The sequence below is a fragment of the Bacillus sp. AK25 genome, assembly GCF_048270685.1.
Classification (GTDB): domain Bacteria; phylum Bacillota; class Bacilli; order Bacillales; family Bacillaceae; genus Bacillus; species Bacillus altitudinis.
The window spans coordinates 2,413,505-2,440,446 of record NZ_JBLUWC010000001.1 but is presented as its reverse complement, the minus strand read 5'-3'; the positions used below and the strand labels follow the sequence as shown (position 1 = coordinate 2,440,446).

Sequence of the window (26,942 nt, the reverse complement as noted above, 5' to 3'; positions counted from 1 at the left end):
CCATTTGAATGACTCCTGAATCTTTTGATTCAGGAGTTTTTTATTTATCGTAGAAGTTGTGTTTATTCCGTCCAGCTCTAGGAAATACTAGCAGACAGAAACCAATACATAACGATAGATGAAGGAGGGAGCACCGATTGAGCTGGACAGGAATCGTACTATTCATACAACTGTTCTTTGGTATCGTCATCGGGTTGTACTTTTGGAACTTACTGAAAAATCAGCGCACACAAAAGGTGACGATCGATAAAGAATCAAAAAAAGAAATGGAAGCACTCAGAAAGATGCGATCCATTAAACTGAGTGAACCTTTATCAGAGAGAGTCCGGCCAAAGGGGTTTCAAGATATTGTAGGGCAGGAAGACGGTATACGTGCACTTAAAGCTGCCCTGTGTGGACCGAATCCGCAACATGTCATCGTCTACGGGCCGCCTGGTGTTGGAAAAACAGCTGCTGCTCGTCTAGTGATGGAAGAGGCGAAGCGTCACGCTGATTCACCATTTAAAAAAGATGCAGTATTTGTTGAGCTTGATGCCACAACGGCAAGATTTGATGAACGAGGCATCGCAGACCCCTTGATTGGTTCCGTACATGATCCCATTTATCAAGGAGCAGGGGCCATGGGACAGGCAGGCATTCCGCAGCCGAAACAAGGAGCCGTCACACATGCTCATGGCGGCGTTCTCTTTATCGATGAAATTGGAGAACTGCATCCGATTCAAATGAACAAAATGCTCAAAGTGCTAGAAGATCGAAAAGTGTTTTTAGACAGTGCTTATTACAGTGAAGAAAATACGCAGATCCCGAATCACATCCATGATATTTTTCAAAATGGGTTGCCCGCTGATTTTCGACTGATTGGTGCCACGACAAGAACACCAGACGAAATTCCGCCGGCTATTCGATCAAGATGTTTGGAGATTTTCTTCAAGGATTTGGATCAGCATGAGCTGAAAATTGTTGCAGCTAAAGCAGTCGAGAAAATACAGAAGGAATTAAGTGACGAAGGACTGAACCTGTTAACATCTTATGTGAAAAATGGACGTGAAGCGGTCAACATGGTACAGATCGCCGCAGGTATGGCTGTCACTGAAAACCGAAAAGATATTACGATCGCCGATGTAGAATGGGTCATTCATTCAAGCCAGCTGACACCAAGATATGAACAAAAAGTACCGGAAAAGCCAAAGGTAGGAGTAGTAAATGGTCTTGCCGTGTATGGACCGAACAGCGGGGCTCTGCTTGAAATTGAAGTGAACATTTGTAAAGCGCTTGAAAAAGGCAGTATCAATATTACAGGTATTGCGGAAGAAGAAAGCATCGGCAATCAGTCTAAATCGATCAGACGGAAAAGTATGGCGAAGGGCTCAGTTGAAAATGTCTTAACCGTGCTTCGAAACTTAGGCATACGAACAAATGAATATGATATCCACATTAATTTTCCGGCTGGTGCCCCGATTGATGGGCCGTCTGCTGGAATTGCGATGGCCACAGCCATTTTCTCAGCCATTCATCAAATCCCGATTGATCATTTAACGGCGATGACCGGTGAGATTGGATTACAAGGTCAGGTGAAGCCGATTGGCGGTGTCATACCAAAAATCAAGGCAGCCAAACAAGCGGGTGTCAAAACAGTGATCATCCCTTATGACAATCAGCAGTCGATCTTAAAAGAGATTGAAGGGGTTACGATTGTGCCTGTGAAGCATTTCCAAGAAGTGCTGGATCAGTGTTTGGTCAATCCGCCAGATGAGAAGAAAGATGGACTAGAAGAAGAAATGAAAAGGAAATCTGTTTAATCCCCATCTCATATGGGGATTTTTTAGTGAAATAGATCTTTTTTTCTTTTTCAAGATAAAAAGAAAGGGTATACTACGGTAAGATCATCATTTCTCAAGTCTTTTACATTGTACAAGACTGAAACAGGTATATTATAATGATTCATACTAGTGACGGAGGTGTCTATCAACATGGCAGATGAAATCAAAAAGAATGTTCCGCTCCTTCCACTGCGAGGCTTGCTTGTTTATCCAACAATGGTCTTGCATTTGGACGTTGGGCGCGAAAAGTCTGTTCAAGCATTAGAACAGGCCATGATGAACGATCATATGATTTTTCTAGCAACACAGCGGGAAATTTCAATAGATGAACCAGGTGAAGAGGAAATTTTCAAAGTCGGCACCTACACAAAAATTAAACAAATGCTGAAGCTGCCAAATGGAACGATCCGTGTGCTCGTAGAAGGCTTAAATCGAGCGCAGATCGAATCCTACATGGAGCTAGAAGACTATACGTCAGTCGATATTAAAGAGTTGACAGAAGAAGAATTAAAGGACGCAGAAGCAGAAGCACTCATGCGCACTTTGTTAGATCACTTTGATCAGTACATAAAAATTTCAAAAAAAATCTCAGCTGAAACATATGCAACGGTGACGGATATTGAAGAACCTGGAAGAATGGCGGATATCGTCGCTTCCCACCTGCCTTTGAAATTAAAAGACAAGCAAGAAGTGCTGGAAACAGTCGATGTCAAAAAACGGTTGAATCGGGTCATCAGTCTCATTCACAATGAAAAAGAAGTGCTAGAGATTGAAAAGAAAATTGGCCAGCGTGTCAAACGTTCAATGGAGCGAACACAAAAAGAATATTATTTACGCGAACAAATGAAAGCTATTCAAAAAGAGCTTGGAGACAAAGAGGGGAAAACAGGCGAAGTCAGTACGCTTATGGCCAAAATTGAAGAGTCCGGCATGCCAGATTCCGTTCGTGAAACGGCTTTAAAAGAACTGAACCGTTATGAAAAAATCCCTTCAAGCTCTGCTGAGAGTTCTGTCATTCGCAATTATATTGATTGGCTGATCAATCTGCCGTGGGGCACTTATACAGAAGATCGTCTAGATTTAAAGCTTGCAAGCGAAATTTTAGATGACGAGCACCACGGGCTTGAAAAAGTAAAAGAGCGGGTACTCGAATATCTTGCTGTTCAGAAACTGACAAATTCATTAAAGGGACCGATTCTTTGCTTGGCAGGACCTCCTGGGGTAGGGAAGACGTCACTTGCCAAATCCATTGCCAAATCACTCGATCGAAAGTTTATCCGTATCTCTCTTGGCGGTGTACGTGATGAATCTGAGATCCGTGGTCATCGAAGAACCTATGTAGGTGCAATGCCTGGCCGTATCATTCGCGGGATGAGCAAGGCGGGCACAATGAATCCGGTCTTTCTTTTAGATGAAATTGATAAAATGTCTTCTGACTTTAGGGGAGATCCGTCTTCTGCGATGCTTGAAGTGTTAGATCCAGAGCAAAATCATAATTTTAGCGATCATTATATTGAAGAGACATTTGATTTGTCTCAAGTCTTATTTATCGCAACTGCCAACAATTTAGCAACCATTCCAGGTCCACTTCGTGATAGAATGGAGATTATCACGATTGCAGGGTATACGGAAGTTGAAAAAGCAGAAATTGTGAAAGATCACCTTCTGCCGAAGCAGCTAAAGGAGCACGGATTAAAGAAAGGGAACTTGCAGCTTCGTGAAGCAGCGATTTACGATATGATTCGTTATTACACGAGAGAAGCAGGAGTCCGCGGGTTAGAGCGTCAGCTTGCGGCGATTTGCCGAAAAGCGGCAAGAGCAATTGTGGCTGAAGACCGCAAACGTATCACAGTGACGGAAAAGAACTTATCTGAATTCCTCGGAAAAAGACTTTACCGTTATGGTCAGGCGGAAACGACCGATCAGGTCGGCGTTGTCACAGGCCTTGCATATACTACAGTTGGCGGAGACACCTTGTCCATCGAGGTCTCACTCTCGCCGGGTAAAGGCAAGCTTTTGCTAACAGGTAAGCTCGGTGATGTCATGAGAGAATCTGCGCAGGCGGCATTCAGTTATATTCGTTCAAAAGCAGATGAACTGAACATTGATCCTCAATTTAATGAAAAGCACGATATTCATATCCATGTTCCAGAGGGTGCGGTTCCAAAGGACGGGCCATCAGCTGGTATTACCATTGCGACGGCTCTTGTATCAGCACTCACAGGACGTCCTGTTTCAAAAGAGGTTGGCATGACAGGAGAAATTACGTTAAGAGGAAGAGTGCTTCCGATTGGCGGATTAAAAGAAAAAGCATTAGGCGCACATCGTGCAGGACTGAAAACGATTATTCTTCCAAAGGACAATGAGAAGGATATTGATGATATTCCTGAAAGTGTGAGAGAAGGATTAACTTTTATTCCGGTTTCACATTTAGATGAGGTGCTTGAGAAAGCGTTAGTAGGAGAGGGAAGATGAAAGTAACAAAATCAGATATCGTCATTAGTGCGGTGAAACCAGAGCAGTACCCGAGCGGGGGACTGCCTGAGATCGCACTTGCTGGACGATCAAATGTTGGAAAGTCCTCGTTCATTAACTCATTGATTAATCGGAAAAATTTAGCGCGTACGTCTTCTAAACCAGGAAAGACCCAGACGCTTAATTTTTACATTATTAATGATATGCTCCATTTTGTGGACGTCCCCGGTTATGGCTTTGCGAAAGTATCAAAAACAGAGCGCGAAGCATGGGGGAGAATGATCGAAACGTATATTACAATGCGTGAAGAGTTAAAAGCAGTCGTCCAAATTGTGGATCTGCGTCATAAGCCATCCGCAGATGATGTGAATATGTATGAATTTCTTAAATATTATGGAGTTCCTGTGATCATTATTGCGACAAAGGCCGATAAAATTCCAAAAGGCAAATGGGAAAAGCATGCGAAAGTCGTCAAACAGACACTCGACATCGACCCATCAGATGAATTAATCCTTTTCTCTTCTGAAACAAAAAAGGGAAAAGATGAAGCCTGGAATGCGATCCTTGCGAAGATTAACAGTTAAAAGAAAGGCATCTGCACAAAGCAGATGCCTTTTTATTGTATAAGTTATTTCCTTTTTAAAAATAATAAGAGGAGACTGACGGCAATCAATACATATGGCCAGTACAATTCAAAACCGGAAGTAGGGATCGAAAGTGTGCTAAGTTGCTTTGTAATTTGTTGAAAGAAATAAAGGAATAGACCGAGTGCAATGAGAACAACACTTTCTATTCGATATTCCTTTTTCTGTGATGATTTCATCAAAAGTGCGAGGCCGACGATGAACACAATCATCGTAAATGTATCTGGCCAGTGTTCTAATTTCGGCTGAAGGATAAAGTGTAGCGCAAGGCCTGTCATGAGCATACCGATAAACACATGAGAGGTTTCCTGCTCCTTCTTTCCTTGATATAAGAAAGCAAGGCCAAAAAGCAGTACAAGTGTATACCATTTCTCCTGATCTTTCCAAATGTCAAATTGATCTCCTGAGAGAATGGCATATAGTGCTACAGCCAGCAAAGTGAGCGGCAGCAAAATAGATTTCTTCTTCAAAGATGTCACCTTCTTATAAGCAGATCATTTGTCCGCACGCGCCAAATCTGGTAAATTGCTTGAAGTGATGATATGGCATTCGATGTCGAACATTTTTCTACTATATCACAACATTTTTGAAATCTGTTCACAATTTTTATCCAGTTAAAAATGAATATATGTTATAATCATTATAAATAATAAATTCTATATTGTAATTATTATAAATTAGACAGGGCGTTGGGGGTGCAAGCTGAAGTTATGCATATTCTTGTTGTGGGTTTAGATTATAAAACAGCCCCTGTTGAGATACGGGAACAGCTGAGCTTTGAACCGAGCGAGCTCGGAACAGCGATGTCCAAGCTTAAAGAAGAAAAAAGCATTCTAGAGAATATCGTCATCTCAACATGTAATCGAACAGAGATCTACGCAGTTGTAGATCAGCTTCATACTGGTCGGTTTTATATAAAAAGATTTTTAGCAGATTGGTTCGGTTTAGAAAAAGAAGATGTCTCTCCATATTTGAAGTTTTATGAAAATGATGGAGCGGTTGAGCATTTATTCCGGGTTGCCTGTGGACTTGATTCTATGGTCATTGGTGAAACACAAATACTCGGTCAAGTGCGCTCAAGCTTTAAAGTCGCTCAAGAGGAGAAGACCATTGGTACCGTTTTCAATTATTTGTTTAAGCAGGCGGTAACAGTTGCGAAACGCTCTCATGCGGAAACAGACATTGCGTCTAATGCTGTATCTGTCAGCTATGCGGCAGTGGAACTTGCCAAAAAAATCTTTGGACGTCTTTCTGATAAACATGTCCTTATTCTTGGTGCGGGTAAAATGGGCGAGCTGGCGGCTCAAAACCTTCAAGGTCAAGGGATTGGCCAGGTAACAGTCATCAATCGAACGTTTGAAAAGGCCAAAGAACTGGCTGGCCGTTTTTCAGGAGAGCCTAAGAGCTTGAATCAATTAGAAAAAACTTTATCTGAAGCGGATATTTTAATTAGCTCTACTGGGGCTAAACAATTTGTGATCACAAAGGAAATGGTCGAAAAAGCGAACAAACAGAGAAAAGGCAGACCTCTATTCATGGTGGATATTGCAGTACCGCGTGATTTAGATCCAGCTATTTCTGAAGTAGAAGGTGCTTTTTTGTATGACATTGATGATCTTGAGGGCATTGTGGCAGCTAACCTGAAAGAGCGCCGTGCAGTAGCTGAAGAGGTTGAGATTCTCATCGAAGCTGAAATTGTGGAATTTAAGCAATGGCTTAATACGCTCGGAGTGGTTCCTGTGATTTCTGCTTTAAGAGAAAAAGCACTCTCGATTCAAGCGGATACGATGCAAAGCATCGAACGAAAGCTTCCAAACCTCACAAATCGTGAAATGAAGCTGTTAAATAAACATACGAAAAGCATCATCAATCAAATGCTGAAAGATCCTATCTTAAAGGCCAAAGAAATTGCCGGGGAGCCGAATGCAGAGGAAAAACTTTTACTCTTTAAAGAAATCTTTGATTTACAGGTTGAAGATGAAGATCAAAAGGCAGAGCCGATGCAGGTGGAGCAAGGGGCATTTCAGCTGTTTAAAACAAATATGGCACAAGGCCTTGCTACAGTTGCCAGTGAGTGATTAGGCGATGATGGAATCCATTGTAGCGAGACTAGGTGAAGCGACGATCTTGATCTATGCACTCAGTGTCTTGTTCTATTTCATAGATTTTCTTCAACACAACCGGAAGGCTGGAAAAATGGCTTTCTGGTTGCTTTCTATTGTCTGGCTGCTGCAAACAGTCTACATGTTTTATATTATGATGGAAACAGACCGGTTCCCTGTGTTGAATGTAGCAGAGGGGTTATATTTTTATACGTGGGTGCTTGTGACATTGTCACTTGTTTTGACAAAAGTATTACGTGTTGAATTTATTGTCTTTTTTACAAATGTGATTGGTTTTTCCATGATGGCGATTCACACCTTTACACCATCCGATCTTCATTCTGCCGAACTGACGGGAAAGCTGACGAGTGAGCTGCTCGTCATTCATATTACGATGGCCATTTTATCATACGGCGCTTTTTCACTTTCATTTGCTTTTTCACTCCTCTATCTATTTCAATATCGTTTGCTGAAAAAGAAAAAATGGGGAAAATGGCTTTTGAGAATTGAAGATTTATCAAAGCTTGATCACATGGCGTATGTCTTAAATATTATTGGCGTGCCGATGCTCTTGCTTAGTTTAATTCTTGGCATTATATGGGCATATATCTCGTATGATACGTTGTACTGGACAGATGCAAAGGTACTCGGTTCGTTTATTATGCTGTTTTTATACGGCTTTTACTTATACATTAGACTGGTGAGAAATATGCAGGGCAAAATCGTGGCGCGATGGAATGTCGCTTCATTTCTTGTGCTGATGATCAATTATTTTCTGCTTGGTAGCTTATCAACCTTTCATTGGTTTCAATAATGATGAGTCTTAAGGGCATTGTCGGGAGGAAGACGTAATGCGTACAATTAAAGTAGGTTCTAGACGAAGCAAACTTGCGATTACACAAACAAAATGGGTCAATCAAAAGTTGTCTGAACTAAACCCTTCTTATTCTTTTGAAATTAAAGAGATTGTGACAAAGGGTGATCAAATTTTAGATGTGACCTTATCAAAGGTTGGCGGAAAAGGTCTGTTTGTTAAAGAGATTGAACAAGCAATGCTGAACCATGATATCGATATGGCAGTACACAGCATGAAAGATATGCCGGCTTCTCTTCCGGAAGGTTTAGTCATCGGATGTATTCCTGAGCGTGAAGATGTGAGGGATGCATTGATTTCAAAGGATCATCTTCGTCTTCATGAACTACCAAAGGGAGCGGTTGTGGGAACGAGCAGCTTACGGCGCAGTGCACAGCTTCTTCAGGAGAGACCAGATCTTGAGATTAAATGGATCCGTGGAAACATTGATACGAGACTCGAAAAACTGAAAAATGAAGAATATGATGCGATTATTCTAGCGGCTGCCGGATTGTCTAGAATGGGCTGGAGTCAAGAAGTCGTGTCGGAATTTTTAGCTCCTGATACTTGCCTTCCTGCTGTGGGGCAGGGCGCATTGTCGATAGAATGCCGGGGAGATGACGAAGAGCTATTGCAGCTGTTAGCTCAATTCACAAATGAGTATACAAAGAAAACGGTCCTTGCTGAAAGAGCCTTCCTTAAGCAAATGGATGGAAGCTGTCAAGTGCCGATCGCTGGTTATGCAACGATGAATGAGCGTGATGAAATTGAATTGACAGGTCTTGTGGCATCTGCGGATGGGCATACGATTATTCGAGAAACCGTAACAGGTACTGACCCTGAGGCAATCGGAACAGCATGTGCGAAGCAAATGGCGGATAAGGGAGCAAAGGATTTGATCGACAAGGTGAAAAAGGATCTGTCCTCCCAATGACGATAGCCAAATCGCTTTACGGACAGACGGTGCTTGTCACTCGAAATGAACGTCAAGCGGGTGCGTTTCAGCAGAAAATTGAAGCGCTGAACGGCCATGCTGTTTTAACCTCTCTTATCAGGTTTGAACCAACGCTGACAAAAGAAAAAGCGAAGGCATTTTTAGAAGACTTAGAAGCAAGCCATTGGCTTGTGTTTACGAGTGTAAATGGTGCGTCTTTTTTTCTTAGTTATATAGAGAAGCATCAATTACATCAAAGCTTATCCCACTTGAAAGTGGCGGCTGTAGGTGAAAAAACATCTGCCTATCTGATGCAGCACGGCCTAAAAGTGGATGTGGTTCCAGAGCGATTTATAGCAGAAGAACTGGCAGATGCTTTAATTGAACATGTAAACCCAGAAGAATGTGTCTTTGTAGCAAAAGGCCACCTGTCACGAGATGTGGTGAAGAATACCCTCGTTCCGCTTGGCATTGACGTAAAAGAGTGGATTATATATGAAACAGTGAAGGATGAGGACGGAATTATCGCACTCAAGTCGGCAATGATGGAGCAATCATTTGATTTTATTACATTTACAAGCTCCTCCACTGTTCATTCTTTTATGCACGCCATGGAGGCTGATATCGATAGATTAGCTGCATCAGACACATGTTTTGTGAGCATCGGTCCTCTTACACAAGAGGCGCTGCTTCAATACGGGATTTCTTCTGAAACCCCAGATACTTATACGATAGACGGGATGCTTGATTTGATGTGCCGTTTATCTGAAAGGAAGTTGAACCAATGATGAAATTTAACAGACACCGCAGATTGCGTACAAGCGCAGGAATGAGAGAATTGGTGAGAGAAACATTTTTAAGACCCTCTGATTTCATTTATCCGATCTTTTTTGTAGAGGGAGAGAATGTCCGGAAAGAAGTCCCTTCAATGCCGGGTGTCTATCACATTTCAGTTGATCTTGTGAAAGAAGAAGTCCAAGAGCTTGTTGACCTTGGGATTAAATCTATCATTGTTTTTGGGGTACCAGACCATAAAGACCATGTAGGCAGTGAAGCTTATCACGATCATGGGATTGTTCAAAGAGCAACGCTTGAAATCAAAAAGCATTTCCCTGAGCTTGTGGTCATTGCTGATACTTGCTTATGCCAATATACAGATCACGGACATTGTGGAATCGTTGAAGATGGAGAAATTTTAAATGATGAATCTCTTCAGCTCTTAGCGAAAACCGCTGTCAGTCAGGCTCGTGCAGGTGCAGATATCATTGCTCCATCAAACATGATGGATGGCTTTGTTATCGCAATTCGTGAGGCGCTCGATGAGGCCGGCTTTGTTCATGTGCCTGTGATGTCATATGCTGTGAAATATGCAAGTGCTTTTTACGGTCCGTTTCGTGATGCGGCGCATAGCACACCGCAGTTTGGAGATCGTAAAACGTATCAAATGGACCCTGCAAACCGCTTAGAAGCACTGAGAGAAGCGCAGTCTGATGTAGAAGAAGGCGCTGACTTCCTGATCGTGAAGCCGTCACTTTCATACTTAGATATCATGCGTGATGTAAAAAATGAATTTACACTTCCTGTTGTTGCGTACAATGTGAGCGGAGAGTATGCAATGGTGAAAGCAGCAGCACAAAATGGCTGGATTTCTGAAAAAGAGCTTGTTCTTGAAATGCTGACTAGCATGAAACGTGCAGGCGCAGAATTAATCATTACGTATCATGCAAAAGATGCAGCAAAATGGCTCTCAGAATAAAGAACGGATAGACAGGAGGACGTTGAAATGGGACGTAGCTATGAAAAGTCAAAGCAAGCATTTAAAGAAGCGCAGCAGTTAATGCCGGGTGGTGTGAACAGCCCTGTGCGCGCATTTAAATCAGTCAATACAGACCCGATTTTTATGGAACGAGGAAAAGGCGCAAAAATATACGATATTGACGGAAATGAATATATTGATTACGTCTTATCATGGGGACCGCTTATTTTAGGGCATACAAATGACCGTGTGGTTGAAAGTATTCAACGAGTAGCTGAACATGGTACAAGCTTCGGTGCTTCTACTTTAGTTGAAAATGAATTAGCTAAGCTTGTATCAGAACGAGTTCCTTCTATTGAGGTCATTCGTATGGTCAGCTCTGGAACAGAGGCGACGATGAGTGCGCTTCGTCTAGCACGTGGTTTTACAGGCAGAAACAAAATAGTGAAATTTGAAGGCTGTTATCATGGCCACGGTGATTCTTTGCTTATTAAAGCTGGTTCGGGTGTGGCAACGCTTGGACTTCCGGATAGCCCTGGTGTCCCTGAAGGTACAGCAAGCAATACGATCACCGTTCCATACAATGATTTAGAAAGCATCAAAGTCGCTTTTGAAGAATTTGGAGACGACATTGCAGGTGTCATTGTAGAACCAGTTGCAGGAAATATGGGGGTTGTCCCTCCGCAAGAAGGTTTCTTGCAAGGATTGAGAGACATCACCGAGCAATATGGCTCTTTACTCATTTTTGATGAGGTCATGACAGGCTTCCGTGTGGATTATCATTGTGCCCAAGGCTATTTTGGCATTACGCCTGATCTGACATGTCTTGGTAAAGTCATCGGAGGCGGTCTGCCAGTTGGTGCTTATGGCGGTAGAGCGGACATTATGAGACAAATTGCGCCAAGCGGCCCGATTTATCAAGCAGGAACGTTATCCGGTAACCCGCTTGCGATGACAGCAGGTCTTGAAACATTAAAACAGCTGACACCTGAGTCTTATGAAGAGTTTAGACGCAAAGGAGATCGTTTGGAAGAAGGTATTTCAAAAGCGGCGAAAGCACATGGGATTCCATTAACATTTAACCGTGCCGGTTCCATGATTGGATTCTTCTTTACAAACGAACAAGTCGTCAATTACGATACAGCGAAAACAGCTGACCTCGCTTTATTCGCTGAATTCTACAAGGAAATGGCTGATCACGGCATCTTCCTTCCACCTTCACAATTCGAAGGGCTGTTCCTCTCAACTGCTCATACGGATGAAGACATTGAGTATACGATTGAGACAGTTGAAAAGGTATTTCAAAAATTAGCTCAGTAACCAAAAGCCGATATGGAGACATATCGGCTTAGGATCGTTGACAAAGGGTTAAAATGAACTTTATTTTAGCCCTTTGTCTTCTTTTCAGCGTGAAAGAAAACCTTTGCAGTCTAGGAAGGACGAGCATCGGAGCGGAGCGAATTTGACATTCGTGAGCACCAGCGCGCAGGACTGACACCGAATGCGAGGGTTTGTCTACACGCTGAGCCGATATGGAGACATATCGGCTTTTTGCTTTGCATAAAACCAATCATATTTTCACTGCCTCCTTCATACACCTGTATTGACATCTAATTTTATTTTGAAGGATTAGATGAAAGGAGGACACCGACTTGTCTCAAAACAATCGATTACAGTTTTCGGTAGAAGAGTCCATTTATTTCAAAAACGGACAGGAAGTCAGTGAGCTACTGTCAATTTCTCTCGATCCTGACATTCTCGTTCAAGAAGTGAATGATTATGTTTCCATTAGAGGTTCACTCGAGCTAACAGGAGAATACAACATAAATCAAGAGGAGCTAATGGGTGAATCCAGTTCCTATGCATCATACAGGCAGGCTGATGAAGTGAAGGTAAGAGAGGACGGAACGGCGGAGCTGCTGCATCAATTTCCGGTGGATATCACGATCCCCAAGAACAAAATTAGTCATTTAAATGATGTATTTGTGTTTATTGATGCATTTGATTACCAGCTGACAGAAAGCCGTTTGCTCACGATTCAGGCTGATTTGGCCATTGAAGGTCTGTTAGATGAAGGAACGCCTGAACCGCTTGTAGAAGAGCCATATGAATTTGTCCATCGTGCTGAAGAGGAATATGGCGATGTCACTTATGAATATCAGGCGCAGTCTGAATATGAAGAGCAAGAAATGCTGCCACGTGAAGAGCATGAAGAAAATGCAGAACAGCAGGCCGCTTTGCAACATGAAGCGCGAACTGAACAAGAAGAGGATGAAATAGACATCGAGACGGTGATGGTGGAAGAAACAGAAGAAGAGGAGGAAAATGAGGAAGAAGAAGCCGTGACGCTTGGGTATCGTTCCTTCCCAGAAGCTCAAGTACAAGAGCCGCCATTCTTTGACCCGCCTAAGCTGTTAGAAGAAGAGGAGCGGGATGATACGTTCTTTGAGGTGGAAGTGAGGAAAGACCCTAAAGCAGAGAGCAAGGAAGAAGAAGAGCCGCCAGCTTATCCAGCCTTTGAATCACCTGCTTATCAGATGGAACAGACGCAGGAAGAGCGGGATGACAGCTATCAGTTCGAACGATTATATGAACGTGAAGCACCAAAGGTGTATGAATCAGCTCAAGAAGCTGAGGAGTTTGAACATGACCAGAGAGAAGCGTCTGGCAGTGAGAATTCTCTTTATTTAACGAAGCTGTTCGCTAAGCAGGAGGAGGAAGATTTTTCTCGCATGAAAATATGTATAGTTCAGCAAGAAGATACGGTCGATCGTATTTGTGAGCGATATCAGTTGAATGTGCAGCAGCTCCTTCGAACGAATTCATTGTCGGTGGATGCAGAGCTTGAAGAAGGGCAGATTCTTTATATTCCTGAATATCAAAAAAGCAATGCATAGTATGAGATGATGGACCGAGAAAATGTGGTGAGAGAACGTGGATGAAATCCAATCTGTCCTATACGAATACGGGCTTGAGGCTGAATATATCGAACCTGTCAGTCCAGCGGTCGTTAGAGTGTATACAAAGCAGGGCGTATTTGCACTAAAGCGAGTAAAACCCCATCGACACATGCAATTTACAGAGCAAATGCTTGAACTAGAATCAAAAGGCTATCGCTCCTTTGTGCCGATTTATCGCACGAAGAGCGGTTCCTTTTTCTCAAATCAACGAGAAAGCCAGTACACGTATTACCTTATGCCATGGCTGACGAATGAAAAGAGAGAAGAGCAGGACGATAAACATGAATATTTATTTCAAGAGATTGCAAGACTTCATAAACGAACAGAAGTCATGATGGACATTACAGAGCAGGAAATAGAGGCTCACTACACCCAAATGAAAAGCAAATGGGAAACAGAGAAAGACATGTATGAACGATTTATCGAGCGGGCAGAACAAACATGGTATATGTCGCCATTTGAGCTGGCTGCTGCTATGTATTTTTCAGAAGCGATGTCTGCAAGTGAATTTGCACTTGAACGTTTAGAGGATTGGCATGAGGAAATGAAAGACCAAGAGACGACACGTATTGTGTTAAACCATGGGCAATTGTCAATCCATCATTTTTTGTACAATGATGTAGGTACAGGACATTTCACCAATTTTGAGCGGTCCAAAAAGGCTGCCCCCATTTATGACCTTTTGACCTTTTACTATCGCACATTCAAAACCTACCCTACTCCTTGTCCTGAATGCACATCTTTGTTTTATACGTATCAAAAGGGAAATAAACTTCGTGAGGAAGAGATTCATTTGTTCTTGAGCTACCTCGCTTATCCGCAGGGTTTGTTTGATACGGTGAAAGCCTATGAAGCAGGCGGACAGGATGAGATGGAAAGTTGTCAGGAGCTGTTAAGGGCGTATTGGCAAATGAAAAATTCTGAGCCGACCGTCATGAAAATACACGAAATTGAGCAGGCTAGACGCCTTGAAGAAGAACAAAATGCCTCGTCATCAGAAGAGTGACGAGGTTGTTTGCTGTTGCGCTATGAAATGTCTAACGAGGGACTTATACATAAGAGTGAGCCTGCAGCTTTCAGCTCTCTTAAAACCAATCAAGATGAAAGGCACAGGCGAGAAATATAAGAATTCCTAAGATGAGGACGTCAAATGTTGTGGGAAAAATGATCGTGCGAAAGCCTTGAAATATGGCAATCGGGAGAACGACTTGGGAGGCAACTGCCCGAATTTGTCTAAGCCATGGGGGGAGTGTGTAAGGATTGATCTTTTTCAAAATAAAACGCCCTCCTTCTTTATTTTGTTATTATCATATGGGCAAAGAGGCAAAGGGTGCCTGCCCAATTTGTATAAAGAAGAAGAAAAGCGGAAAAGATGATTGACGAAAACAAAAGGCATTTAGTAATATTAATAAAAGATGAGTATAAGCTGATGAACGTGATATATCGTAAGCGTGGATCAGGAAGAGTACGAGCAAGACCCTAAAGAGAGGGAAACCAATAGCTGAAAGGTTTTCTAGGATGCACTTGTTTGGAAGGTCGCCTGTGAGCTTAATTTCTTGAAACATGTAGTAGAGAAATTCGGGAGATCCCCGTTATCCTTTAGAGAGTACGGGACACGTCTAAGTGTTTCGTGAAAAAAGGTGGTACCGCGAAAAAGCTTTTTCGTCCTTTTATAAGGATGAGAAGGCTTTTTTTATGTTTCATCAGCCGAAAAAATGTGGAGGTAACACAAATGGAAACAAATAATCAAGAAATGCCAACAAAGTACGATCCAAATGCGATTGAAAAAGACCGCTATACGTACTGGCTTGAAGGGAAATTCTTCGAAGCACAAAATGACAAAACGAAAGATCCATATACAGTCGTCATTCCTCCACCAAACGTGACAGGAAAATTACACTTAGGGCATGCTTGGGATTCAACCCTTCAAGACATCGTGACTCGTATGAAACGGATGCAGGGCTATGATGTTTTATGGCTGCCAGGAATGGACCATGCGGGTATTGCAACACAAGCAAAGGTAGAGGCAAAGCTTCGCGAAGAAGGCGTGAGCCGCTACGATCTCGGACGTGAAAAATTTGTAGAAGAAACGTGGAAGTGGAAAGAAGAGTATGCCGATTTTATTCGCAGCCAGTGGGCGAAAATGGGTCTAGGCCTAGACTATTCGCGTGAGCGTTTCACATTAGATGAAGGCTTGAATAAAGCAGTCCGCCAAGTGTTTGTTCAATTGTATGAAAAAGGATTGATCTATCGCGGAGAATACATCATTAACTGGGACCCAGCAACAAAAACGGCCCTTTCTGATATTGAAGTCATCTACAAGGATGTGCAAGGTGCGTTTTATCACTTGAGATATCCGCTTGCAGATGGATCAGGTTCTATTGAAATTGCGACAACAAGACCTGAAACGATGCTGGGAGATACGGCAGTCGCTGTACATCCTGAAGATGAACGCTATCAGCATTTGATTGGGAAAACAGTTGTTTTACCAATTACAGGCCGAGAGATTCCAATCGTCGGGGATGACTATGTTGATATGGAATTTGGATCAGGAGCTGTAAAAATTACCCCGGCTCATGACCCGAATGACTTCGAGCTTGGAAACCGTCATAACCTAGAGCGCATTCTTGTGATGAATGAAGATGGCACAATGAATGGAAACGCACTTCAATACAAAGGAATGGACCGCTTCGAATGTCGTAAACAGCTTGTGAAAGATCTTCAAGATGAAGGCATTTTGTTCAAAATTGAGGACCACATGCATTCAGTTGGTCACAGTGAGCGCAGTGGCGCTGTAGTGGAGCCATATTTATCAACACAATGGTTTGTGAAAATGCAGCCGCTCGCAGATGAAGCCATCAATCTGCAAAAAGGTGATGAGCAAGTTCAATTTGTTCCAGACCGATTTGAAAAGACGTATTTACACTGGATGGAAAACATTCGTGACTGGTGTATTTCTCGTCAACTATGGTGGGGACACCGCATCCCGGCTTGGTATCATAAAGAAACGAAGGAAGTATACGTGGGACTTGATGCGCCAGAAGATATTGAAAACTGGGAGCAAGATAACGATGTACTTGATACATGGTTTAGTTCAGCGCTTTGGCCTTTCTCTACAATGGGCTGGCCAGATGCAGAAAGTGAAGACTTCAAGCGCTACTACCCAACCAATCTGCTTGTAACAGGCTATGACATCATCTTCTTCTGGGTATCTCGTATGATCTTCCAAGGTCTTGAATTCACAGGAGAAAAACCGTTCAAAGATGTCCTCATTCACGGTCTTATTCGCGATGAACAAGGGCGTAAAATGAGTAAGTCACTTGGCAACGGAATTGATCCAATGGAGGTCATCGACAAGTACGGTGCAGATTCACTGAGATATTTCTTAGCGACTGGAAGCTCTCCAGGTCAAGATTTACGTTTTAGCTTTGAAAAGGTTGAATCCACTTGGAACTTTGCGAACAAAATTTGGAACGCATCCCGTTTTGCTCTCATGAATATGGATGGTTTAACGTACGATGAGCTTGATTTGACAGGAGAAAAATCAGTTGCTGATCAATGGATTTTGACACGCTTAAATGAAACAATTGAAAGTGTCACACAGCTTGCTGACAAGTATGAATTCGGAGAAGTGGGCAGACACTTATACAACTTCATTTGGGATGATTTCTGTGATTGGTATATTGAGATGGCGAAGCTTCCGCTTTATGGAGAAGATGAAGCAGCGAAGAAAACGACTCGTTCGATCCTTGCGTATGTATTAGATCAAACGATGAGACTTCTACATCCGTTTATGCCGTTCTTAACAGAAGAAATCTGGCAGCATCTACCTCATGAAGGTGAGTCCATTACTGTAGCGGCATGGCCTGAAGTGAAGCCGGAGTTTTCAAATGAACAGGCTTCTGCTGACATGAAACTGCTTGTTGAACTGATTCGCTCTGTTCGTAACATTCGCAGTGAAGTGAACACGCCAATGAGTAAACAAGTTGAGCTATATATCAAAGCATCCACATCTGATGTACAGGAACGTTTAGAGAAAAACCGTTCATATATTGAACGCTTTACGAATCCAAGTGTGCTTGAGATTGGCACAGATGTCCCAGCTAGTGATAAAGCGATGACGGCTGTTATTTCTGGAGCAGAACTCATTCTGCCGCTTGAAGGCTTAATCAACTTAGATGAAGAAATTGCTCGTCTGCAAAAAGAGCTTGATAAACTGACAAAAGAAGTGGAACGAGTTCAGAAAAAGCTTGGCAATGAAGGCTTTATGAAAAAAGCGCCTGAAAGCGTCGTAGAAGAAGAGCGTGCGAAAGAACGTGATTATGTCGCAAAACGCGAAGCTGTTCAAAAGCGTATTGAAGAGCTGAAAGCATAATGTTGAAAAGACGGCTCCTAACGGAATGGAGTCGTCTTTTTTGAAAATTTCGTATGAAATGAGAGATGACATTGTTTACAACCTATCATGAAGCCATTGAATGGATTCATAGCAGACTCGCTTTCGGTGTCAAGCCGGGACTTGAACGAATGAAATGGCTGATGGACAGACTAGACCATCCTGAACAAAAAATAAAAGCGGTGCATGTAGCTGGAACAAATGGAAAAGGATCAACGATTGCATTTACTCGATCCATTTTACAGTCAGCGGGCTATTCAGTTGGAACCTTCACCTCACCATTTATTTTAACGTTCAATGAACGAATTAGTGTTAATGGGGAGCCGATTTTGGACGAAGAATGGCTGAGTTTGGTGAACGACATCAAGCCTTTAGTTGATGAATTAGATGATACAGAGCTTGGTGCAGCAACAGAGTTTGAGATCATTACAGCATGTGCGTTTGCTTATTTTGCCCATGTGCACCAAGTAGACTTTGTCCTCTTGGAAACAGGACTTGGCGGAAGACTTGATTCTACAAATGTGGCAGCGCCCATCTTAACAGCAATTACGTCGATTGGTCACGATCATATGGCCATTTTAGGCGACACACTTGATCAGATTGCAGCAGAAAAAGCTGGCATTATTAAAACTGGGATTCCGATGATCACGGCCGTTCATCAAGCGGATGCTCTTACTGTGATTCAACACAAAGCCGAAGAAAAGAATGCGCCGTTTATCTCGTTATATGATACTTGTACCTTTAAGGACCAGCAGCCGACAGAAACAGGTGAACGTTTCACATTCACTACCCCAAAAAGGGAGTACTCGCAGCTAGAGACAGGGTTAATCGGAACGCATCAAAGGCAGAACGCTTCCCTTGCCGTTCTACTGATCGAATGGCTGGAGCAAGAAGGATATATCCATGTGCTAAATGAGCAAGTGTATGAAGGAATTCGGCAAGCGGTGTGGGCTGGAAGATTTGAAAAGATCCAAGATGAGCCTCTTGTTTATTTAGATGGTGCTCATAACGAAGAAGGAATGGACCGTTTAATCGAAACTGTACAAGCTCATTTTTCCAGTAAAAAGGTTCATGTATGTTTTAGTGCGTTAAAAGATAAACCTTACAAACAAATGATCGAAAAGCTTGAAAGGATTAGTTCATCGATTCATTTTGTTTCCTTTGACTTTCCAAGAGCTGAATCAGCGGAAAAGCTTTATGCTTGCAGTCATTTAGAAGCAAAATCGTTTGATGAAGACCCTCGTACAGTGCTTGACTTTATTCAGAAAAAAAGCGCTGACCCTGCAGCAATGATTCTGGTGACAGGTTCGCTTTATTTTATCTCAGATGTACGAAGTCGTATTTTACAGTAAGGAAAAGACGCAAATTGCTTCTATGCAGTGTGCGTCTTTTTTCTTTTGATATGTAGGAGAGGGGGAAATTCACTTTTTCGCAAGGTGATCAAAGGTGAATCGCTATGGTACAATCCGGTCTATTCTATTTCCGGAAGGAGTCACCTAATTTGATTGATCTTTTTATGTTTTTCACAGGCATGGTCATGGGGTCATTTTTTCATCTAGTTGGTGAGAGGCTTCCAATGAAGCGGTCTATTCTTTTTCCTCGTTCACACTGCGGAGCTTGTAAAGAGCCGCTTTCTTTTCACGATATGCTCCCGCTTGTTTCTTATGTTGTATTGAAAGGGTCATGTAAGCATTGTGGAACCCGGCTCTCTTTGCTTTATCCAATGGTTGAGCTGTTGACAGGCGTCCTTTTTTTACTCGTTTATAGACATGCTGGATTCTCTTTTGAGGGCCTTTTTCTTGTGAGTCTATGTAGTTTATTCGTGATTGCTGTCGTGAGCGATCTTATTTATATGAGAGTACCCAACGAGCTCTTTCTCTTCTTTTTTCCTCTTTTCGTCATATACCGCACGCAAGAACCGCTTTTTATTTGGTGGGAAGGAGCGGCATCTCTTCTTATTTGTCTTCTTTTGTTTTATAGTTTAGAACATTTCAAGCCAAATAGTATGGGGGGAGCGGATGTCAAACTATTTGGTGTGCTTGCATTTTGCTTCGGATTTAAGCCGTTTCTGATCATTCTTTTTCTTTCGTCTGTCACGGGAATGGTTTACGCAAAGGTGTTTTCTTACAAGGCAAATGAACCCTTTCCTTTTGTTCCTGCCATCGCTTGTTCTTTCTGGCTTTATCTTTTTTGTGGTGATCTGTTAAACCCAATTCGCGATTTTTTTGGATGAGAAAATTGGCGAACACTTTTTGAACCTGCCGACAAAAGTCTTGTTCTTTTTTTTATTGGCTATGTTAAAGTGTGAAACAGAAAGAAGGACGGGTTACATTTGCGCTATTTCATTGGACAGAAAGGTCTTTCTTACAAAAAATGTCAGAAAGCGGGGAATGACAGTGAAAAAAAGGCAGGCAAAAAAACAAGGGTTAAAGGTCAATATTAATGGCAAGGAAGAAATGCTGCATGGAGAAGAGCATCAACCTCAAAAACAGCAAGAGGATCAAGTGACGTTTTCGAACTGGGAGGAAAAGAGGCAGTCGGAACAGGAGACAGCCGCTTCCGAGGAGGAACCGTCCAAACCGAAAGAAGAAGATTTTCAATGGGACGATGCAGCTGATCACATTTACCATTCGGATCCAAAGGTCGTCACACCTTATCAAAAGAAAAAAGGTTCTTTTGACCAGAAGTTCAGTAAAAACCGCGGTCCCTTCAAACGAGTGATGACAACGATTGTGTTTGCAGTCGTTCTAGGGACAGGCCTCGGTGTATTTGCACTAAGTTTAAGTAAAGATGGATCTGCAAATCCATCAGGAGGCGATCATATCAGCGTCTCAGCATCTGGAAGCGGGCCTTCGGCGAAAGCTGGGGGAGATGCACCACCGGCTGATCTTGCAGATACGTCAAAGGACAATGAAGGTGAAAAAAGTGCATCAGGTCATTTTTCAACCTTTGTGGTGCAGGCTGGAAAGTTTTCTTCTGAAAAAGGAGCAGATGACTTAGTTGACAGTTTAAAAGAGGCTGGATATGCAGGTAAAAAGGTATCAATGGATGATGGATATTATGTGATTGCCGGACTTGCCACAGAACAGGGCATGACAAGTGCCGTTGGGAAAAAATTGATCGATCAGCATTTTGAAGCATGGGGAGGAAAAGAGCTCTCGTTTCAAGTGCCAGATGAGCTGACAGGTTTAATAGAGAAGGCATCTGTCTTATCCTCTAAGGTGATTGCAGGAGAAGATGTGGATCAGAAAGAAGTCACTCAGTTGATTTCTGAGCTTGAAAATGCCAAAACAACCGACGCACCAGCTAAAAGCAGTTTGCTGAAAGCTGTACAGCTTTTAAATGACCCATCTGCTGAAAATGGCTGGAAATCTCAGCAAGCGCTATTGGATCAACTAAATACGTAAAATCATGTTTTTAACAGCCAAACTAGTCAAAAAATGACTAGTTTTTTTCTTTTGCTTCCAACATAATGATGGAGGAACATGAAAATGGCATTTTCGCCAATTGTCGGTAAGATGTTCATTTGATAGGATGAATGGGTATCTTACTTCTTAGGCTAAACCCTGAAAGGATGAACAAACATGAACCAGTTAATACTCGCATCTCAATCACCTAGAAGAAAAGAATTGCTTGATTTAGCAGGGTTTTCTTATGACATTCAAGCAAGTGATTTAAAAGAAGAAATAAATCGAAACCTTTCTCCTGCTGAGAACGTCCAATGGTTGGCAGAACAAAAAGCAAATGATATTCAAAAAATACATCCCAAAGCTGTGATCATTGGTGCAGATACAATTGTTGCAATTGATGGCAAATGTCTTGGAAAGCCAAAAGACAAGGAAGATGCAGCCTCAATGCTTCAATTATTGTCAGGTAAGACACATCAAGTCTTGACTGGTGTCACGATTCAATCAGAGAATAGAAAAGAAATATTTTATGAACAGACAGACGTGACATTTTGGCCGCTTACACAAGATGAAATAGACCGCTATATTGAAACCGGTGAGCCTCTTGATAAAGCTGGAAGCTATGGCATTCAAGGAAAAGGTGCCCTGTTTGTACAAAAAATAGACGGTGATTATTTTTCCGTTGTAGGACTCCCTATTGCTAAAACAGTCAGAGTGCTTGAAACATTTGGTATCACCCCTTTTTGATGACGGGAAGGAATCAAAAAAGGAGTGTAGATCTTGAATCATTTCCCTATGCTGCTGAAGCATTTTCCTCATGATGAAAAGCCGCGCGAACGATTTGTCAAATATGGCCCAAGCAGCTTATCAAACCATGAACTTGTCGCGATTCTTTTGAGAACAGGCACAAAAAAGGAATCAGTTCTTCAAGTGTCCGCAAGACTTTTGCAAACATTTGGTGGTCTTCGTTCTGTGAAGGAAGCTTCGATTGAAGAATTGTCAAAGATTCGAGGAGTTGGAAAAGCGAAGGCGATCTCTCTTTTAGCTGCTTTAGAACTCGGCACTAGATTACACCATCAAACGACGGACAATCGTTATGTGATCCGCACGCCGGAAGATGGTGCGAATTTTGTGATGGAAGATATGAGATTTTTGACGCAGGAGAATTTCGTTTGTCTTTATCTCAATACCAAAAATCAAGTTCTTCATAAACATACTGTGTTTATCGGAAGTCTAAATTCGTCGATTGTTCACCCGCGCGAAATTTTTAAAGAGGCCTTTAAACGTTCGGCCGCTTCATTTATATGTGTGCACAACCATCCATCTGGAGATCCGACGCCCAGCAGGGAAGATATTGAAGTCACACAGCGACTTTTTGAATGTGGGAAGCTGATTGGAATACAGCTGCTTGATCATCTAGTGATCGGTGATCAAAAATTTGTGAGTTTGAAGGAAAAAGGGTATTTGTAACACTTTTTTTTTCAATGTTTTACGATATAATAGAGTTTATGAGTTTTTCCCTAAAGGGAATTTTGGTTTAAGAAAGGAAGATACATACATATGTTTGGAATTGGTACAAAAGACCTTGGAATAGATCTTGGAACAGCGAATACGCTTGTTTTTATTAAAGGAAAAGGCATTGTTGTGAGAGAACCTTCGGTCGTAGCTTTGGAAACTGATACGAAGTCTATAGTGGCGGTTGGAAATGACGCTAGAAACATGATCGGTCGTACACCTGGTAATGTTGTGGCACTGCGCCCAATGAAAGACGGAGTCATTGCAGACTACGAGACGACAGCAACAATGATGAAATATTACATTAATCAAGCATTAAAAGGTAAAGGGCTTTTTGCTCGTAAACCGTACGTGATGGTGTGTGTACCATCTGGTATTACAGCAGTAGAAGAGCGTGCAGTCATTGATGCAACAAGACAAGCTGGTGCTCGTGACGCATACCCTATTGAAGAGCCATTTGCTGCGGCAATTGGTGCTAACCTTCCTGTATGGGAGCCAACTGGAAGCATGGTTGTAGATATTGGCGGCGGTACAACAGAAGTAGCCATTATTTCACTTGGCGGTATTGTGACATCTCAATCGATCCGTGTTGCAGGAGACGAGATGGATGATGCGATTAGCAGCTACATTCGTAAAACGTATAATCTTATGATCGGTGATCGCACGTCAGAAGCGATCAAAATGGAAATAGGTTCTGCGCAGCCTGACGTACATGATGAGATGGACATTCGCGGTCGTGACCTTTTAACAGGTCTGCCAAAAACGATCTCTATTACGGCAGAAGAAATTGCAAAAGCGCTTCGCGATACGGTGGAAACAATTGTCGATGCGGTCAAAATGACACTTGAAAAAACGCCACCTGAGCTGGCAGCAGATATTATGGACCGTGGAATCGTTTTAACAGGCGGTGGTGCATTGCTGCGTAATCTTGACAAAGTCATTAGTGATGAAACAAAAATGCCGGTCATTATTGCTGAAGATCCGCTTGACTGTGTAGCGATCGGAACAGGGAAAGCACTAGAACATATTCACTTGTTCAAAGGAAAATCTAAAGATAATCGATAATTGGGCGTAAATAAAGAGGTGTAAGACATGCCGCAGTTTTTTATGAATAAAAGATTAATGTTGCTCCTTGTCTGTGTCATCGTACTGGTGGCCATGATTGGTTTTTCAGTGAAAAGCGGCAGAGGTGCTTCATGGCCGGAAAAATTAGTGGGGGATACGACAGGCTTTTTTCAAGGTGTCTTTCATAAACCATCACAATTTATTGCCGGTATTTATGGGAACGTACAAGATTTAAAGAACACATATGATGAAAACGAGCGTCTTCGAAAAAAACTTGATGGACAAACCCAATATGAGGCGAAACTTCAAGAACTAGAAGATGAGAACAAAAAGCTTCGCAAGCAGCTCGGATATGTGAACTCTATTCGTGACTACACGCCCATTCTTTCAACAGTCATTGCGAGAAACCCGTCCCTTTGGGATAGTTTTGTCATGATTGATAAAGGGAAAAAACAAGGCGTTGAAAAAGATATGGCGGTCACCAATGAGAGTGGTGCGTTAATTGGGAAAATTGAAAGTGATAAGCTCAACAATTTTACGTCGACTGTAAGGTTGCTAAGCTCAACAGATCAAAATAATAGAATTTCAACGAAAATTTTTGCGAAAAAGGGCAAAGAAGAACTCAATGGAATTATTAACGGTTATGACAGCAAGAAAAAAATGCTGACAATGAACATTTTAAAATCCGATGCTGATGGGGATGTCAAAAAAGGAGATCTTGTTGAAACATCTGGAGCAGGGGGCGTATTCCCGCAGGGCTTGACGATTGGGAAGGTAAGTGAAATTGAGCCGGACCATTACGGACTGACAAAAATTATTTATGTAGAACCAGCTGCTGAACTCAATAATTTAGACCGTGTGATTGTTGTGAATCGCAGCACAAGTACGGCAGATGCATCTCAATTAACGAAGGAGGAAGGCTCGTGAAACGTGTCCTTCTTGCTTTCGTCATGTTGTTTATTTTCGTATTTGACAGTATTTTTGTCGATTTAGTGAAGCTCCCATTTGTTTCAGACAATCAAATTTTAGCACCTCATTTCATCTTACTCGCACTTGTATTTATGACAGCTTTTGTGAATCAAAAATATGGTGTGATTTATGGATTTATCTTTGGAATTTTATATGATATTTCGTATACAGGTATTCTTGGTGTTCATATGTTTGGCTTTGGTGCGCTCTGCTATTTGTTAGCAAAAGCCTTCAAAGTCCTCCAAACGAATATGTTAGTCGTTGTCTTTCTGTCGGTGATTGCTGTTGCAGTGATGGAGTTTTATGTATACGGCGTTCAAGCGACGATTCAACCAGGTATTATGCCTTTTAATACGTATGTCATCGAACGCTTTATTCCAACGATTCTTTTAAATACTGCTGCGTCTCTCATACTTGTTGTGCCGCTTAGGCTCTTTTTCATCAACGTGAAACAAGGACTGATCGACGAATAAAAGCAGGAGTTTGTCCAATTACGGCGAAATGAGTATGTTGTTGAGGTGAGCATCTTGAAAACTCAAAAACAGCAGTATGTGACAATAAAAGGTACAAAAAACGGATTAACATTACAGTTAAATGATGACTGTTCGTTTGAAGACCTTCTTTCTGGCTTGCGAGAGGTTCTTTTACTTGAGCAATATACAGACGGAAGAGAAGGACATAAAGTCAATGTGCATATTAAACTTGGTTTTCGATATTTAACAGAGAATCAGGAGAAGCGTTTGACTGAAGCGGTGTCTGAAAATGAACATCTTGTCATTCACTCTATTGAAAGTGACGTCATGTCAACTGAAGAGGCGATGCGTTTAAAAGCAGAGGCTGAGATTACATCTGTAGCAAAAATTGTACGCTCTGGACAGGTGCTTTATGTCGAAGGGGATCTCTTATTAATAGGAGATGTCAACCCTGGCGGAACCATTCGTGCAGGGGGGAATATTTTTGTGCTGGGTGCATTAAAAGGTGTAGCGCATGCTGGATGTAATGGAAACAAACAAGCTGTAATTGCGGCATCTCATATGATTCCAACTCAGCTTCGCATCGCACAAGTATTTAACCGTGCACCGGATCAAAAAGAAGATGGAAATGAAATGGAATGTGCTTATTTAGATATAGATGGCAATATGATCATTGAACGCCTGCAGCAATTGGCTCATATAAGACCTAATCTGACAAGGCTTGAGGGAGGAATGTGAAATTGGGCGAGGCTATTGTGATTACCTCAGGAAAAGGCGGCGTTGGCAAAACAACAACATCTGCAAACTTAGGCACAGCACTAGCAATTCAAGGAAAAAAAGTGTGTCTAGTTGATACCGACATCGGCCTTCGGAATTTAGATGTCGTGATGGGACTTGAAAACCGCATTATTTATGATCTAGTCGATGTAGTAGAAGGAAGATGCAAGATTCACCAAGCGCTTGTGAAGGATAAGCGGTTCGAGGATCTTTTGTATCTTTTACCTGCTGCTCAAACAAGCGATAAAACGGCGGTAGAGCCGGAGCAGATCAAAGAATTAATTCAATCATTGAAACAAGACTTTGATTATGTTGTCATTGATTGCCCTGCTGGAATTGAGCAAGGCTTTAAAAATGCTGTATCAGGTGCTGACAAAGCGATTGTGGTCACGACACCTGAAATCTCAGCTGTGAGAGATGCAGACCGAATTATCGGCTTGCTGGAACAAGAGGATATTGAACCGCCTCGTTTGATTGTGAACCGCATTCGTACACACATGGCGAAAAATGGCGATTCGATGGATGTGGATGAAGTTGTCCATCATTTATCAATTGATCTTCTCGGCATTGTAGCCGATGATGATGATGTCATTAAGGCTTCAAACAATGGTGAACCGATTGTCATGGATGCTAAAAATAAAGTTTCCATTGCGTATCGCAATATTGCTCGCCGCGTACTAGGTGAATCTGTTCCTCTTCAATCCTTTGAAGAAGAAAACAAAGGGATGTTTGCAAAGCTGAAAGCATTTTTCGGTGTAAGAGCATAATGATTCACGTGAGATGAGACCGATTCGATGAG

At 42.1% G+C, this 26,942-nt stretch carries 24 protein-coding genes and 1 other annotated feature; of the genes, 22 read left to right on the top strand and 2 right to left on the bottom strand.

Features of this window, described 5'->3' with window-relative positions:
• Nucleotides 1-137: 137 nt before the first annotated feature.
• The 3 genes from lonB (at nucleotide 138) to yihA (ending at nucleotide 4,879) form a co-directional block, all read left to right on the top strand.
• Complete coding sequence (gene lonB, locus ACNO7B_RS12695) at nucleotides 138-1,799, top strand: ATP-dependent protease LonB (protein ID WP_007501566.1); 1,662 nt, start codon at nucleotides 138-140, stop codon at nucleotides 1,797-1,799.
• 171 nt (nucleotides 1,800-1,970) lie between these two features.
• Nucleotides 1,971-4,295, top strand: a complete 2,325-nt coding sequence (gene lon, locus ACNO7B_RS12690; RefSeq protein WP_007501564.1) for an endopeptidase La — start codon at nucleotides 1,971-1,973, stop codon at nucleotides 4,293-4,295.
• On the top strand, nucleotides 4,292-4,879 hold the full coding sequence (gene yihA / locus ACNO7B_RS12685) for a ribosome biogenesis GTP-binding protein YihA/YsxC (RefSeq protein ID WP_007501562.1): 588 nt from the start codon (nucleotides 4,292-4,294) through the stop codon (nucleotides 4,877-4,879). The genes lon and yihA overlap by 4 nt, the downstream gene beginning before the upstream one ends.
• A 44-nt stretch (nucleotides 4,880-4,923) precedes the next feature.
• Here the strand turns inward: yihA and ACNO7B_RS12680 are convergent, their stop codons facing one another.
• A complete protein-coding gene (locus ACNO7B_RS12680) occupies nucleotides 4,924-5,409 on the bottom strand; it encodes a hypothetical protein (RefSeq protein WP_024718411.1) in 486 nt (161 codons plus the stop codon).
• A gap of 240 nt (nucleotides 5,410-5,649) precedes the next feature.
• Between ACNO7B_RS12680 and hemA the strand changes: the two genes are divergently transcribed.
• From hemA to ysxE, 8 genes are all read left to right on the top strand, one after another.
• Nucleotides 5,650-7,017, top strand: coding sequence for a glutamyl-tRNA reductase (gene hemA, locus ACNO7B_RS12675; protein ID WP_417901859.1), 1,368 nt, complete (start codon nucleotides 5,650-5,652; stop codon nucleotides 7,015-7,017).
• Between the two features lie 7 nt (nucleotides 7,018-7,024).
• The gene (locus ACNO7B_RS12670) at nucleotides 7,025-7,855 is read left to right on the top strand and encodes a cytochrome c biogenesis protein (RefSeq protein ID WP_008342830.1); all 831 of its coding nucleotides are present in this window, start codon (nucleotides 7,025-7,027) and stop codon (nucleotides 7,853-7,855) included.
• Nucleotides 7,856-7,892: 37 nt separating this feature from the next.
• Complete coding sequence (gene hemC / locus ACNO7B_RS12665; RefSeq protein WP_417901576.1) at nucleotides 7,893-8,828, top strand: hydroxymethylbilane synthase; 936 nt, start codon at nucleotides 7,893-7,895, stop codon at nucleotides 8,826-8,828.
• A complete protein-coding gene (locus ACNO7B_RS12660; protein ID WP_035701760.1) occupies nucleotides 8,825-9,616 on the top strand; it encodes a uroporphyrinogen-III synthase in 792 nt (263 codons plus the stop codon). Before hemC ends, ACNO7B_RS12660 begins: the two co-directional genes overlap by 4 nt.
• Nucleotides 9,613-10,584, top strand: coding sequence for a porphobilinogen synthase (gene hemB, locus ACNO7B_RS12655; RefSeq protein WP_007501555.1), 972 nt, complete (start codon nucleotides 9,613-9,615; stop codon nucleotides 10,582-10,584). The genes ACNO7B_RS12660 and hemB overlap by 4 nt, the downstream gene beginning before the upstream one ends.
• 27 nt (nucleotides 10,585-10,611) lie before the next feature.
• Complete coding sequence (gene hemL, locus ACNO7B_RS12650) at nucleotides 10,612-11,904, top strand: glutamate-1-semialdehyde 2,1-aminomutase (protein ID WP_008342821.1); 1,293 nt, start codon at nucleotides 10,612-10,614, stop codon at nucleotides 11,902-11,904.
• A 332-nt stretch (nucleotides 11,905-12,236) separates the two neighbouring features.
• Nucleotides 12,237-13,481, top strand: coding sequence for a LysM peptidoglycan-binding domain-containing protein (locus ACNO7B_RS12645; protein ID WP_417901575.1), 1,245 nt, complete (start codon nucleotides 12,237-12,239; stop codon nucleotides 13,479-13,481).
• A gap of 37 nt (nucleotides 13,482-13,518) precedes the next feature.
• Nucleotides 13,519-14,550: a spore coat protein YsxE gene (ysxE, locus tag ACNO7B_RS12640; RefSeq protein WP_148943546.1), complete on the top strand. Its 1,032-nt coding sequence runs from the start codon at nucleotides 13,519-13,521 to the stop codon at nucleotides 14,548-14,550.
• Between the two features lie 79 nt (nucleotides 14,551-14,629).
• On the opposite strand, the gene ACNO7B_RS12635 is transcribed toward ysxE, so the two are convergent.
• Nucleotides 14,630-14,818 carry a hypothetical protein gene (locus ACNO7B_RS12635; protein ID WP_003216497.1) on the bottom strand — a complete coding sequence of 63 codons (189 nt, stop codon included), beginning with the start codon at nucleotides 14,816-14,818 and terminating at the stop codon, nucleotides 14,630-14,632.
• A 169-nt stretch (nucleotides 14,819-14,987) separates the two neighbouring features.
• Nucleotides 14,988-15,217 (top strand) — a binding site (T-box leader).
• A gap of 59 nt (nucleotides 15,218-15,276) precedes the next feature.
• Here ACNO7B_RS12635 and ACNO7B_RS12630 point away from each other — a divergent pair.
• From ACNO7B_RS12630 to minD, 11 genes are all read left to right on the top strand, one after another.
• Complete coding sequence (locus ACNO7B_RS12630; protein ID WP_417901574.1) at nucleotides 15,277-17,919, top strand: valine--tRNA ligase; 2,643 nt, start codon at nucleotides 15,277-15,279, stop codon at nucleotides 17,917-17,919.
• Nucleotides 17,920-17,984: 65 nt separating this feature from the next.
• A complete protein-coding gene (locus ACNO7B_RS12625; RefSeq protein ID WP_417901573.1) occupies nucleotides 17,985-19,289 on the top strand; it encodes a bifunctional folylpolyglutamate synthase/dihydrofolate synthase in 1,305 nt (434 codons plus the stop codon).
• Nucleotides 19,290-19,438: 149 nt separating this feature from the next.
• Entirely contained in the window at nucleotides 19,439-20,170 is a 732-nt protein-coding gene (locus ACNO7B_RS12620) for a prepilin peptidase (RefSeq protein ID WP_417901572.1), read from the top strand.
• Nucleotides 20,171-20,327: 157 nt separating this feature from the next.
• The gene (locus ACNO7B_RS12615; protein ID WP_046527137.1) at nucleotides 20,328-21,344 is read left to right on the top strand and encodes an SPOR domain-containing protein; all 1,017 of its coding nucleotides are present in this window, start codon (nucleotides 20,328-20,330) and stop codon (nucleotides 21,342-21,344) included.
• Nucleotides 21,345-21,521: 177 nt separating this feature from the next.
• Nucleotides 21,522-22,091 (top strand): Maf family protein, encoded by a 570-nt coding sequence (locus ACNO7B_RS12610; protein WP_417901571.1) that lies wholly within the window; start codon nucleotides 21,522-21,524, stop codon nucleotides 22,089-22,091.
• 48 nt (nucleotides 22,092-22,139) lie between these two features.
• Nucleotides 22,140-22,814: a RadC family protein gene (gene radC, locus ACNO7B_RS12605; protein WP_026050121.1), complete on the top strand. Its 675-nt coding sequence runs from the start codon at nucleotides 22,140-22,142 to the stop codon at nucleotides 22,812-22,814.
• Nucleotides 22,815-22,904: 90 nt separating this feature from the next.
• Entirely contained in the window at nucleotides 22,905-23,924 is a 1,020-nt protein-coding gene (locus tag ACNO7B_RS12600) for a rod shape-determining protein (protein ID WP_007501538.1), read from the top strand.
• Between the two features lie 27 nt (nucleotides 23,925-23,951).
• Nucleotides 23,952-24,851: a rod shape-determining protein MreC gene (gene mreC / locus ACNO7B_RS12595; RefSeq protein WP_007501536.1), complete on the top strand. Its 900-nt coding sequence runs from the start codon at nucleotides 23,952-23,954 to the stop codon at nucleotides 24,849-24,851.
• On the top strand, nucleotides 24,848-25,366 hold the full coding sequence (gene mreD, locus ACNO7B_RS12590; protein ID WP_417901570.1) for a rod shape-determining protein MreD: 519 nt from the start codon (nucleotides 24,848-24,850) through the stop codon (nucleotides 25,364-25,366). The genes mreC and mreD overlap by 4 nt, the downstream gene beginning before the upstream one ends.
• Before the next feature lie 54 nt (nucleotides 25,367-25,420).
• Entirely contained in the window at nucleotides 25,421-26,104 is a 684-nt protein-coding gene (gene minC, locus ACNO7B_RS12585) for a septum site-determining protein MinC (protein WP_410685065.1), read from the top strand.
• Between the two features lie 2 nt (nucleotides 26,105-26,106).
• A complete protein-coding gene (gene minD, locus ACNO7B_RS12580; protein WP_017358134.1) occupies nucleotides 26,107-26,910 on the top strand; it encodes a septum site-determining protein MinD in 804 nt (267 codons plus the stop codon).
• The last annotated feature ends 32 nt before the right edge of the window (nucleotides 26,911-26,942 follow it).